General features: G+C 57.4%; 12 protein-coding genes. 10 read left to right on the top strand and 2 right to left on the bottom strand.

What is annotated here, in order from left to right; genetic code table 11:
* Positions 1–355: 355 nt before the first annotated feature.
* Together MJ257_RS14105 and MJ257_RS24810 are read right to left on the bottom strand one after the other, a co-directional pair.
* Positions 356–1,429, bottom strand: coding sequence for a M42 family metallopeptidase (locus tag MJ257_RS14105; protein WP_178023427.1), 1,074 nt, complete (start codon positions 1,427–1,429; stop codon positions 356–358).
* 105 nt (positions 1,430–1,534) lie between these two features.
* Positions 1,535–1,669: a hypothetical protein gene (locus MJ257_RS24810; protein ID WP_270407366.1), complete on the bottom strand. Its 135-nt coding sequence runs from the start codon at positions 1,667–1,669 to the stop codon at positions 1,535–1,537.
* Between the two features lie 224 nt (positions 1,670–1,893).
* On the opposite strand from MJ257_RS24810, the gene spoVAC reads away from it, so the two are divergent.
* The 10 genes from spoVAC to yhbY all read left to right on the top strand — a co-directional run bounded on the left by spoVAC (position 1,894) and on the right by yhbY (position 11,699).
* Positions 1,894–2,400 (top strand): stage V sporulation protein AC, encoded by a 507-nt coding sequence (spoVAC, locus tag MJ257_RS14100; RefSeq protein ID WP_178023428.1) that lies wholly within the window; start codon positions 1,894–1,896, stop codon positions 2,398–2,400.
* A 3-nt stretch (positions 2,401–2,403) separates the two neighbouring features.
* Positions 2,404–3,426 carry a stage V sporulation protein AD gene (spoVAD, locus tag MJ257_RS14095; RefSeq protein ID WP_240269836.1) on the top strand — a complete coding sequence of 341 codons (1,023 nt, stop codon included), beginning with the start codon at positions 2,404–2,406 and terminating at the stop codon, positions 3,424–3,426.
* Positions 3,423–3,773 carry a stage V sporulation protein AE gene (gene spoVAE, locus MJ257_RS14090; RefSeq protein WP_178023430.1) on the top strand — a complete coding sequence of 117 codons (351 nt, stop codon included), beginning with the start codon at positions 3,423–3,425 and terminating at the stop codon, positions 3,771–3,773. Before spoVAD ends, spoVAE begins: the two co-directional genes overlap by 4 nt.
* Before the next feature lie 104 nt (positions 3,774–3,877).
* Positions 3,878–4,834, top strand: coding sequence for an AAA family ATPase (locus tag MJ257_RS14085; protein WP_240269835.1), 957 nt, complete (start codon positions 3,878–3,880; stop codon positions 4,832–4,834).
* Between the two features lie 3 nt (positions 4,835–4,837).
* Positions 4,838–6,112, top strand: a complete 1,275-nt coding sequence (locus MJ257_RS14080) for a DUF58 domain-containing protein (RefSeq protein WP_240269834.1) — start codon at positions 4,838–4,840, stop codon at positions 6,110–6,112.
* Complete coding sequence (locus tag MJ257_RS14075) at positions 6,109–8,367, top strand: DUF4129 domain-containing transglutaminase family protein (protein WP_240269833.1); 2,259 nt, start codon at positions 6,109–6,111, stop codon at positions 8,365–8,367. The genes MJ257_RS14080 and MJ257_RS14075 overlap by 4 nt, the downstream gene beginning before the upstream one ends.
* Before the next feature lie 181 nt (positions 8,368–8,548).
* Positions 8,549–9,076 (top strand): YqeG family HAD IIIA-type phosphatase, encoded by a 528-nt coding sequence (locus MJ257_RS14070; RefSeq protein ID WP_240269832.1) that lies wholly within the window; start codon positions 8,549–8,551, stop codon positions 9,074–9,076.
* Entirely contained in the window at positions 9,073–10,200 is a 1,128-nt protein-coding gene (yqeH, locus tag MJ257_RS14065) for a ribosome biogenesis GTPase YqeH (RefSeq protein ID WP_240269831.1), read from the top strand. The genes MJ257_RS14070 and yqeH overlap by 4 nt, the downstream gene beginning before the upstream one ends.
* 264 nt (positions 10,201–10,464) lie before the next feature.
* Positions 10,465–11,364 (top strand): shikimate dehydrogenase, encoded by a 900-nt coding sequence (aroE, locus tag MJ257_RS14060; protein WP_240269830.1) that lies wholly within the window; start codon positions 10,465–10,467, stop codon positions 11,362–11,364.
* A gap of 44 nt (positions 11,365–11,408) precedes the next feature.
* Entirely contained in the window at positions 11,409–11,699 is a 291-nt protein-coding gene (yhbY, locus tag MJ257_RS14055; protein WP_178023436.1) for a ribosome assembly RNA-binding protein YhbY, read from the top strand.
* Positions 11,700–11,837: the final 138 nt, after the last annotated feature.

Here is an 11,837-nt window from a genome sequence, read left to right as displayed (position 1 = left end):
TCGGGGCCTTGCGTTTTTTTTCGCTGTTCCCTCCAAAATGTTGTAGAAACTGCAACATTTTAGGCGGGATATGCGGCTTCAGAAGCGAAATGTTGCATTTTGTACAACATTTTCCGGAGATCTCGCCACAACCGAGAGGAAATGTTGTATATTTTACAACATTTCGCCCGCGGATATCGGTCTCGCGGGATAAATGTTGCAGTATCTGCAACATTTATCCGACGAGGTTAGCCGAATTGGCTAGAATAGCTGTAGACAGCGAGATATTAGCCGAATCGGCTAGATAAGCTGAAGACTACGAGATTAGCAGAGTCAGCTAGATGAGCCGAAACCAGCGGGGTTGCCGCCGCGGTGCTCAGCTGTTTTCCAGAATCGTGTTCAGAGTCGTGCGGTCCAGCCCGCGCACGAGGCGGATCAGCAGCTCCTTCGCGGCTTCGTAATCGTCCGTATGGATGATCGAAGAGGACGTGTGGATGTAGCGGGAGCAAATGCCGATGACGCTCGACGGCACGCCGGTGCCGCTGAGATGCACCTGACCTGCGTCCGTGCCGCCCGGCGACACGAAATATTGGTACTTAATTTTGTGCGTATCCGCCGTATCGCGGATATATTCGACCAACCCGCGGTGGGTGATCATCGTCGGGTCGAGGATGCGCAGCAGCGCGCCGTCGCCCAGCCGTCCGAACGCTTTTTTGTCGCCGGTCATGTCGTTGGCCGCGCTGGCGTCCAGGGCAAAGAAGATGTCCGGCTGAATCAAATTCGCCGCCGTCCGCGCGCCCCGTAGACCCACTTCCTCCTGCACGTTGGCCCCGGCATAAACGATGTTCGGCAGCTTCTCGCCGTGCAGCGCCTCCACCAGCTCAATGGCCAAACCTACGCCATAGCGGTTATCCCAAGCTTTGGCCATGATCTTCTTCGGATTCACGAGCGGGGTAAACTCGCAAATCGGCACGATCTGCTGGCCGATCCGCACGCCGGCGGCTTCGGCCTCCTCGCGGCTATCGGCCCCGATGTCCAGGTACATCGCTTTGATGTCCACCGGCTTGTTGCGTTGCGACTCGTCCAGCAGGTGCGTCGGGATCGATCCGACCACGCCCGTGATTCGGCCGCTAGACGTAACGATTTGCAGGCGTTGCGCCAATACGGCCTGGCTCCACCAGCCGCCCAGCGGCTGAAACGAAACCATCCCGTTGTCGCTGATGCCGGTGGTCATGAAGCCAACCTCGTCAAAATGTCCGGCAACCATGACCCGCGGACCTTGTTCGTCGCCGCGCAATACCCCGAACAGACCGCCGAGGTTATCCTGCACGAATTCCTGCGTGTAAGCCGACATCTTGTCCTTGACGAGGGCCCGCAGTTCCCGCTCAAATCCGGGCGCCGCCGGAAATTCCGTCAGCTGCTTAAACAGCTCGCGCGTTTTTTCATTCATCGTATTCTCTCTCCTTTTTTTCTTATCAAGTGGATCGAAAGTGAACATTCCATCTTAGTATGAACTACCTTTTTTCGATTGTCCATGCGGCTTTTATTTCTTCAGTCAGCCCTTTCGCCGCACCGGCTCTTCACGGCAGGCATATACTGCAGCAAGCAGCAGTTCGATGGGCGAATGAGGGAGGCTAAGCTTAATGGAACGGTATGCCAAGGATTGGCTGGTGATCTGCCTGCTTTTCATCCTGCTGGTCATCATCCTTCAGTATTTGTGAATCGACTGGAGATACACGGATAACAGCTCATATTTAGCAATACCCTGTCCCGCCTGACGCGAACCCGCCGGAAGCCCATTCCCGCGGGTTTTTTCATGCCGTAAGCCATGGATGATTTTCCAAACATAACAAGCGGCCGGATGACAAATAATGAGTATACCGTGCAAGTTAGGAAATTAAGGAGGAATGCCGTTTGCCTGCTAAAGCGAAAAACAAGCCGGGGGCCCGGGTGAAGCTGAACCACCTGCTGCTGACGGAGCAAGAGTACAAGCAGGTTGCCGACCAGCATAAACCGAAAACGAACATTTGGGGCAACTGCCTGCGGGCGTTTCTGGTCGGCGGGTTCATCTGCCTGATCGGGCAATGCATCCAGCAGCTGTTCATGACCTTTGCCGACATGACGGCGCGGGAGGCGGCCAGTCCTACGGTCGCCGTGTTGATATTCATCTCCGTCGTGCTCACCTCACTGGGCGTTTACGATAAAATCGCCCAGTGGGCCGGGGCCGGCACGGCCGTGCCCGTGACCGGTTTCGCCAATTCGATGTGCTCCTCGGCGATTGAATCCCGGGCGGAGGGGCTGGTCCTCGGCGTCGGGGCTAATATGTTCAGGCTGGCGGGATCGGTCATCGTGTTTGGTGTCGTCGCCGCTTTTATCGTGGGAGTGATTCATGTGATTTTCGGCCTGGGAGGGGTGCATTAACCGATGCTGATCGGCTCGCAGACCTGGGAATTCCGCTCCAAACCGGCGATTATCGGGGCGGCGACGGTCGTTGGACCTGAAGAAGGAGAGGGGCCATTGTCGAGCACGTTTGATTTCGTGTATGACAATTTGGAAATTGACGAGAAGACGTGGGAAAAGGCGGAGCGCAAGCTGCTGGAGCACGCTTCGGCCCTCGCTCTGGTCCATGCCGGCATCGACCGGGAGGATTTGTCCTTCTTCATCGGCGGGGATTTGATGAACCAGATTATCACCGCGACGTTCGCGGCTCGCACGATCGCCGCTCCGTACCTTGGGGTGTTCGGCGCCTGTTCCACCTCGATGGAGAGCCTGGCACTCGCCGCTTTTCTGGCGGACGCCGGCGGAGCGCGTTACGTCATGGCCGGTACGGCCAGTCATAACTGTACGGTGGAGAAGCAATTCCGTTATCCGACCGAATACGGTTCGCAAAAGCCGGCGACGGCCCAATATACGATTACCGGAGCGGGCTGCGCAGTCGTATCGAAAGAAGGTTCCGGTCCCCGCATCACCCATGCCACGATCGGACGAATCCAGGATCTTGGCATCAAGGATCCGTTTAACATGGGAGCGGCGATGGCCCCGGCCGCGGCGGACACGTTGGTCTCTCACTTCCGCGATACGGGCCGCGGGCCCGAGGATTACGATTTGATCGTTACCGGAGACCTCGCTTCGGTGGGACATGCCATCGTCAAGGATCTGCTTGGCAAGGACGGCGTTATCATGGACCAAACGGAATTTAACGATTGCGGGCTCATGATCTACGACCGCGAGAAACAGACCTACGTCAATGCCGGAGGCAGCGGTTGCGGCTGTTCCGCTGTCGTCACCTACGGACATATTTTACGAAAAATAAAGAACCGGGAACTGGGCCGGGTGCTGATCGTTGCCACGGGTGCCCTCTTGTCGCCGCTGTCCTATCAGCAAGGCGAGAGCATTCCCTGCATCGCTCACGCGGTCGCCCTGGAACAGGAGGATAACGATAAATGATATTTGTATGGGCGTTTTTGATTGGAGGATTGATTTGCGTTGTCGGCCAATTGATGATGGATGTATTGAAGTTGACACCGGCCCACACGATGAGCTCGCTGGTCGTCGCCGGCGCGGTGCTGGACGCGATCGGTTGGTACGATCCGCTGGTGAAGTTCGCCGGAGCGGGAGCTTCCGTGCCGATTACAAGCTTCGGCAACTCGCTGGTTCACGGGGCGTTGACCGAATTGCAGCGGGATGGCTGGATCGGGGTGATCACCGGGATTTTCGATGTGACCAGCGCGGGGATCTCGGCGGCGATCATTTTTTCCTTCCTTGCGGCGCTTGTGGTTCGGCCCAAAGGATAATTTTTCGGAAATCAGCATGCTTTTTACGGGTATCGGTGTACTCCCTATCTATCTTCATGTAAAATAGGTAGATATATACAGGTCTTATTTGGGAGGGAAAATGCGTGCCCGTACATGAGCAATCGATGCAAACTTTAAACGCCGTAAAGAACAACCTGGAGTCGTGCATTTTAGGAAAGTCGTTTGAAATCAAACTGCTGCTCTCGGCGCTGCTGGCCGGCGGCCATGTGTTAATCGAGGACGTGCCCGGTACCGGCAAGACGCAGCTCGTCAAGGCGCTGGCCCGATCGATGAGCGGCGATTACCGGCGGATTCAATGCAACCCGGATATCCTGCCCAGCGATATTACGGGGGTTTCGGTTTTCCATCCCCATGAAGAACGATTCGTATTCCGGCCGGGTCCGGTCATGACGCATATTTTGCTGGCGGATGAGATCAACCGGGCGACCACGAAAACGCAGTCCGCGTTGCTGGAGGTCATGGAGGAGCGCAGCGTGACCGCCGACGGCGTGACCTACCCGCTTCCCCATCCCTTTATGCTGTGCGCCACGCAAAACCCGATTGATTTTGAAGGCACCTATCTGCTGCCGGAAGCTCAATTGGACCGCTTTATGATGAAGATCGGCATCGGTTACCCCGACGCCGGCACGGAGAAAGCGATGTTGCGCTCCCATAGCCAAGGCCAACCGGCCGATCAGTTGGAACCGGTTACAACGATGGAAGAGATCGCCGCCATCCAGCGCGAGGTCCAGAACGTCCATATCAGCGAACCGCTTGCTGATTATTTGCTGGAGATCGTACGCCGGACGCGGGAGCATGAAGACGTGCTGTTAGGGGCGTCCCCGCGAGCTTCGCTGGCATTTATGGCTGCGGCCAAGGCGTACGCTTTCCTGGAGGATCGGGATTACGTGCTGCCGGACGATATTAAAACGCTGGCGCCGTTTGTGCTGGAACACCGGATTTTGCTGCGTCCCGAGTCCCGTTTGGGGCACCGGAACGTCGGCGAGGTGCTGCAGCAAATTCTCCGGCAGGTCCATGTACCGGTCGCCGTAGGACGGTAACCGATGCGCGCGCTGGTCGAAGGCGTCAAATCGGGCCTAACTTCCCGCAAGTTCTGGAGAGTTGCGTCCGTCTGGCTGGTCTGCCTGCTATACGTCCTGTTTCAAGGCGGGAAAACCTCGCTGATGTTGTTTATGATGGTTTCGGTGCTGGGCTTCTATTGGGCTATCGGAGGCCTTGGCGGCGTGAAGCGGATCAAGGGCTCCAGAACGCTGTCGTTATCCGGAGAGCGGGGCGCGGTACTTCAGGCCGGGGACCAGGTGCTGGTCAAGCTGCAGCTTCAGCTGCCGGCTTTCCTGCCTCTCCCCTACATCGTCGTCCGGGAAACGCTGCGGCGCCATAACGGAGATACCTGGGTATTCGAGGACAGCGTGGTGCCCTATTTCAGTTCCCGATCCGAACTGGTGTACAAAACGCCACCGCTCGAGCGCGGCAAATACGCTTTTACCGGTACGGGCTGCAGTGCCGAGGATATTTTCGGCCTAGTCGAGCATACCAGCGTCTTTCAGACCGGCGGGGAATTCCGCATCCTTCCTCGGACGGTGTTCATCCCTCACTGGGAGCTGTACAGCCGCAACTCGCGTCTGGCTGGCCCGGAGACAGCCGTTGCGCTGTCGCGTCGGGAATCGACCCAGATTAACGGGGTGCGCGACTATGTGTACGGGGATCGGATTTCCCGTATTCACTGGAGCGCCACCGCGAAGACCGGAACATGGAAATCCAAGGAATTTGAACATGAATCGCTGCCCAAAATGCTTCTGGTACTGGACGCTCATACCAGCGGTTATCTTCGCCCCGCGCAGTTCGAATTGGCCGTATCTACGGCCGCGTCGCTGCTGGACTACGGGGCTAGAGAACGCATCAGCATGGGACTCTGCACCTTGGGCAAGACGATCCGTTACTTTCCGCCGGCGGAAAGTTATCTGGAGCGGCAGCAAATGCTGCACCAGCTCGTCGATATCAATGCCGACGGGTTCGGCAACTATAAGGATCGCTTAGAAGCGCAACAGGAGATGTTTCAGCCGGGCGCGTTCTTTATCCTCATCAGTCCGCTGGCGGACGATAAGGTGCTATCGATGCTAAGGTTAGCCAAATCGCGGCAGATGATCCCTTATCATATCCAGATCGGAGAAGAGTCCGCGGTTGCCGGCGTACCGAACGCCTATCGGGCCGGCAAGCGTTCCGCTTGGCAGGGAACCCTGCAGGAGCGGGGGCTGCGCGGCGTTTACGTCTCCTCCCTCCGCGAGCTTCCCGCGGCGATGGGGGGTGCGAAGCTGTGAAACCGCCGGCCAAATCTCAATATCCGAAGTCTTATCAAACATTGACCCTGCTATGGGTCGTGATCATCGCCATGCAGTGGATCGATTTTACGGAGCCGCTCTGGTTCTCGGTGACGACCACCCTGGTGACCGTGACGATTATCATGATGGCGTTGGTGGAATGGCTGCTCCCGGTGCAGGCCGCATGGAAATGGACGATCAAAATCTTCGTGCTCCTGACCGTATGGCGCTTTATCCTGACCAGTTACGGAGTTTACGTTCCGTATGGCCCGTTTTTTCCCGATCAGATCCGCGGCATGGCGTTGACCTTTACGCCGTATATCTGGTTCTCCTTAGTAGCCTGGGCGCTGCTGGAGGCGGTGCTGCGTTTGGTCGTCAATCGTCCGAGAATCCTGGTATTTTTGGCAGTCCACCTGGTAGCGTTTGCGATTTTGGACTCTTTTACGCGTTATCATTTATGGCAAAACGTAGCCTGGATCGTGTTTGCGGGTCTCGGCTGGCTGGTGAGCATGCATTTCTACGAATACCGCAGGAAATATCCGCAGGGCTGGCAGCGTTTGCGGCAGAGCCCGTTCAAGATCGCCGTGAATATCGGCATCGTGTTTGCCTGCGTGCTGTTGATCGGGGTCAGTATGCCGCCGGTTTCGCCGACGCTGACCGATCCGTACACGGCTTGGATCAAGCGAAGCGGGAGCGGGGGCGGCGGGCCCTCGGCATTGTCCGGCTCGCTGGGGGATGGTCCCTCCATCGTCCAAGAGGAAGTCGTTTCCGGTTACAGCCGCGATGACAAAACCCTGGGCGACGGGTTCGAATTCAGCTATAGCCCGGTCATGTCGATCGATACGCCGGTAAGGTCTTATTGGCGCGGTGAAACTCGTCGCCTCTATTCCGGCAAGGGATGGGCCGATCTGGAGCAGGAGGGCCGGGATACGGAACGTTATCGCGGCGCGCCGAACGCGGACCCGCTTGTGCACGAGCAGCCGGGTAAAGTGGAAACGATGCGGGTGGAGCAGACGGTAACGATGAATACCGACAAAGTGTACCCGGTGTTGTTCGGCGGTTACGCCATCGAAAGCGTCGAATTGCTTGACGACCGCCAGCAGGCGGATATGCGGTGGTCCGTCAAACAAGCGGAGCTGTTCTGGAATGGATACCGCAATCCCGGCGATTTGCCGGATTATCCTAGGAAGTACAAGGTTGTCGCTAATATTCCGCTGATTCCGCTCGAGGAGCTGGAGCAAGCCGATTACGAAACGTTATATCCGGGAGGAGCACCGGAGGAATATCTGCAACTGCCGGACAATCTTCCGCAACGGGTTAAAGACCTGGCAGAGGAGATTACCGCGGAAGGCGAAACACCCTACGCGAAAATGGATTTGCTGCAGCAATATCTCCGACAGAATTACGAATATACGAATAAACCGGATTTGACCCGGAAGCGCAGCGACGATTTCGTCGACAGCTTCCTGTTCGAAATTCGGCAGGGATATTGCGACTATTATTCGACGGCGATGGTCGTGATGGCCCGTTCGCTAGGGATTCCGGCGCGATGGGTCAAAGGCTACGCCCCCGGCAGCCAGCTGAGCGACGAGATGATGATGCGCAGCCCGGAGATGAGCCGGGCATACAACGTGAGCAACGCCGACGCCCACTCCTGGGCGGAGTTGTATTTCGGCGATTACGGCTGGATTCCGTTTGAACCGACGCCGGGCTTCGCATCGCCGATCATGATCGCCCCGGAGGAGAGCGAGGAGGCTTTCGCGTTAGACACGGACACGGATACGGATGTTTCTTCTTCCGAAGAGAGCTTCTTCTCCAAGCTGGATCCGGTGGTCATGCAGCGGATTTTCGTGTCAGCCGTGAGCGTTTTGTTGCTTTGGACCCTGTATCAGCTGCGCTCGGAGCTGTATTTCCTCTGGCTCCGGCTGCGTTTAGGGCGGCCGCTGACGCCGGGGGAGAAGACGATTTACGAAACGCTGCGGCTTGTAAAGCGGCTTCGCCGCAGAGGTTTTGCCCGCGGCGAGCAGGAGACGCTGCGGGAGGCGTTCGGGCGGTGGAAGCTGGAGCGGCCGCAGCTTGCCGAGGCCTTGGATCCGCTGCTTCTCCTTTATGAACAAGCGAACTACGGCCGGAACCCGGCCGCGTCGGATTGGCGCGCCGCTCGGGAAATGACGCGGAAAGCGGTCAAACTGGCCGGCGGGAACGGGCTCCGTCAAGCGCTGCCGGTCGGCGGCAAACGGTTCCTCGGCCGGTGATCCGCCGGATGGCCGCGACCGGAAAACCAAGTCCGCTCATCCGCCGTGAGAACGGCCATCCGGGTTGAACGCTTCATGAACGCCCCCGCGCTTGCGCGGGAGGCGTTTTCTTTTTTAAAATAGAAGCATGTCGGGGGAAGAATATGGTATAGTTTGTCGTATGAAACCGAGGTGAACGTATTTGTTTGAGAAGTTTATGCCGAATCTACGCGTGGACAGCGTATTCGATATCGATCTGGAAGGACTCTATGCCCAAGGCTACCGCGGCATCATCACCGACCTGGACAACACGCTGGTCGGAGCCAAAGCACCGCTGGCCACTCCCGAACTGATCGGTTGGTTTGAGAAAGTAAAGAAATGCGGGTTTAAACTCGTGATTGTGTCAAACAATAATTTGGACAGGGTGTCGGTATTCGCAAACCCTTTGAATATTGAGTTTGTGCACGCAGCCAGAAAACCGTCCGGCGCGGCTTTCCACCGAGCCATGGAAATGATGGGCCTCGGCCCGCAGGAGACGATCGTCGTTGGCGACCAAATGATGACCGACGTGTTTGGCGGTAACCGGCAAGGGCTATATACCGTGCTCGTGCTCCCGATTTCCGTCCAGGACGAAGGGATCGGCACGAGGATTAACCGCCGGCTGGAGCGCATCGTGAAGCGGCGGCTGGGCAAGGTTGGATTATGGCTCGAGGAGGAAAAGAAGCGATGACGGAAGTACGGAGCGCGGAAGGCGCTCTTCGTTGCAGCGGGTGCGGCGTCATGCTGCAAACGCAAGATTCGAGTAAACCGGGGTTCGTCCCGGAGCAAGCTTTATCGAAAGAACCGGTCATTTGCCAGCGCTGTTTCCGGATCAAGAACTACAATGAATCCTCTTCGGTTACGGTGGAGCAGGACGAGTTCCTGCGGCTGCTGTCGCAGATCGGCGGAAAGGAAGCGCTGGTCATCCATATCGTGGACCTGTTCGATTTCCAGGGCAGCGTCATTTCCGGACTGCAGCGGTTCGTCAGGAACAATCCGGTGCTGTTGGCCGTCAACAAAACGGACTTGCTGCCGAAGGTGACCAATTGGAACAAAGTCCGGAACTGGGTGCAGAAGGAAGCGAAGGACTTGGGGCTGAAGATCGAGGACGTCGTCCTGTGCAGCGCCAAGCAAAACAGCGGCTTCGACCGGCTGCTTGAAGCAGTGGCGGCACGGCGCGGCGATCGCGACGTGTATGTCGTCGGCGCGACGAACGTCGGCAAATCGACGCTGATCAACCGGTTGATCCGAGATTACAGCGATCTGGAGCAGGAATTGACCGTTTCGCGTTATCCGGGCACGACGCTCGACATGGTGCACATCCCGCTGGATGACGGCCGAGCGATTATCGATACGCCGGGGATCATGTATCCGTCCCGTTACAGCGAGCTGGTGGCCCCTTCCGATTTGGGCGTCATAATGCCGGACAAAGCGTTGAAGCCGGCGGTGTACCAGCTGAATGAGGGGCAAACGCTCTTTTTTGGGGGCTTTGGCCGGTTTGATTTCATTCAGGGGGAGCGCCAGTCGTTCACTTGTTTCGTCAGCGGCCGGGTGCCGATTCACCGCACGAAGCTGGAGCGGGCGGACGAGCTGTTCGCGGAGCATGCCGGGGAAATGCTGGCGCCGCCGAGCAAGGAGCATCTCGAAGCCTTGCCGGAATGGACGCGGCACGAGTTCCGGATTCCGAAGGGAAGCCGAAGCGACCTGTTCATTTCCGGCCTGGGTTGGATCAAGATCAACAACGATTTCGGCGCGGTCGTTGCGGCGCATGTGCCTAAGGGCGTGAAAGTGCTCGTTCGGCCGTCGTTGATTTAAGGGCAGGGCGATATACGATGGCGGCTCAAACCCGGATAAGGGTATAAAAGGGCGCTATTTTAGGGAAAAGGCGAGTTTTGAGCGGAATAGCGGTAATTTTAGGCGTTATTTTGGGAAAAAGCCTGGAGATTAGCCGGTTTGACGAAGCTTCAGGCGGAATAAGGCCATAAAGTACCGCTATTCTCGGTAAGAAGAGGACTTAAGAAAAAATAAGGCCCATTTATGCCTTTATTTTTCATGAGTCGGCGAGCGGGAGGAGAACCGATGGGAGAGCAAGCGAATCACGAGAAACGGGAAGGGGAACATGTGCGGGAAGGCGGTCGCGGCGGGCAGCCGCTGCTGCTCGGCGTCATCGGCGATCCGATCCAGCATTCCAAATCGCCCGCGATGCATACCGCTGCCCTTGAGGCCTGCGGGCTCACAGGCGCCTACCTGCCGTTCCACGTCAAAGGGAAGCGCTTGGAGGAAGCGATTCGCGGCATCCGCGCGCTTGGCTTCCGAGGCATCAACGTCACGGTTCCGCATAAGGTGGAAGTGATGAACTACTTGGACCGGATCGACGAAGGAGCCCGGCTGATCGGGGCGGTGAACACGATCGTCAACGACGATGGCGTGCTCACCGGATATAACACCGACGGCATCGGGTATATCCGCTCGCTGAAGGAGGAGGCGGCTCCGGCGCTGGAAGGCAAGCGTGTGCTGGTGTTAGGCTCCGGCGGCGCGGCTCGCGGCATCGTCTATGCGCTGCTGCAGGAGCGTCCGGGCCTGGTGACAATCGCCAATCGCACGGCTGGGAAAGCGCGGGAGCTGGCTGCCGAATGGGCCCATCTCGGCAGTTTGTCCGGCCGCGGGATGGAGGAGCTGGATGCGGTGCTGCCGGAGGTGGACCTCATCATCAACACGACCTCCGTTGGCATGCATCCGCACGTCGGTGACTGCCCGCTGGATTCACGGCAGATTCCGGAGGGGATCGTCGTGAGCGATCTGATCTACAATCCGCTGAAGACGGAGCTCTTGCAGCAAGCTGAGGTTCGAGGGTGTACGGTCCACAGCGGGCTCGGGATGTTTGTCTACCAGGGAGCTTACGCATTTGAGCATTGGACCGGCCGGACCGCACCGGTCGAAGCGATGCGTGCCGCGGTATTGGAGAGCATGCATCCATAAAGCATGTTGTCGCATAATTGAATATTAAGGAGTCATGAAACGAAATGTTAACGGGAAAACAAAAACGTCATCTGCGCAGCATGGCGCATGGGCTGCAGCCGATTTTTCAAGTGGGCAAGGGCGGCACCAACGAACATATGATCAAGCAAATTTCGGAAGCGCTGGAGCGCCGGGAGCTGATCAAGATTTCCGTCCTGAACAATAACCTGGACGATCCGAAGGAAATTGCCGAGGAGCTGGCGGAAGGTGCCGGCGCGGAGCTGGTTCAGCTCATTGGCCGGACGATTATTCTCTACAAGGAGTCCCGCGAATACAAGCAAATCGAGCTGCCGTAGAGGAAGTTCAAAAAGTTATCTTTTGATCACGAAGCAGGACCAAGAAGGGGATTCGACATCGAATCTTGAATTCAGCCGGGCCTTCCGTTGCTCACGTACCCAAAACGTACGCTGCGCTACTCAGTCCCTAGCTTTATC

It is taken from the genome of Paenibacillus timonensis, from assembly GCF_022427145.1.
In the GTDB taxonomy this organism is placed as follows: domain Bacteria; phylum Bacillota; class Bacilli; order Paenibacillales; family Paenibacillaceae; genus Fontibacillus; species Fontibacillus timonensis.
Note: the sequence above shows the minus strand (reverse complement) of the source record. Positions and strands in the feature narration are given on the sequence as shown.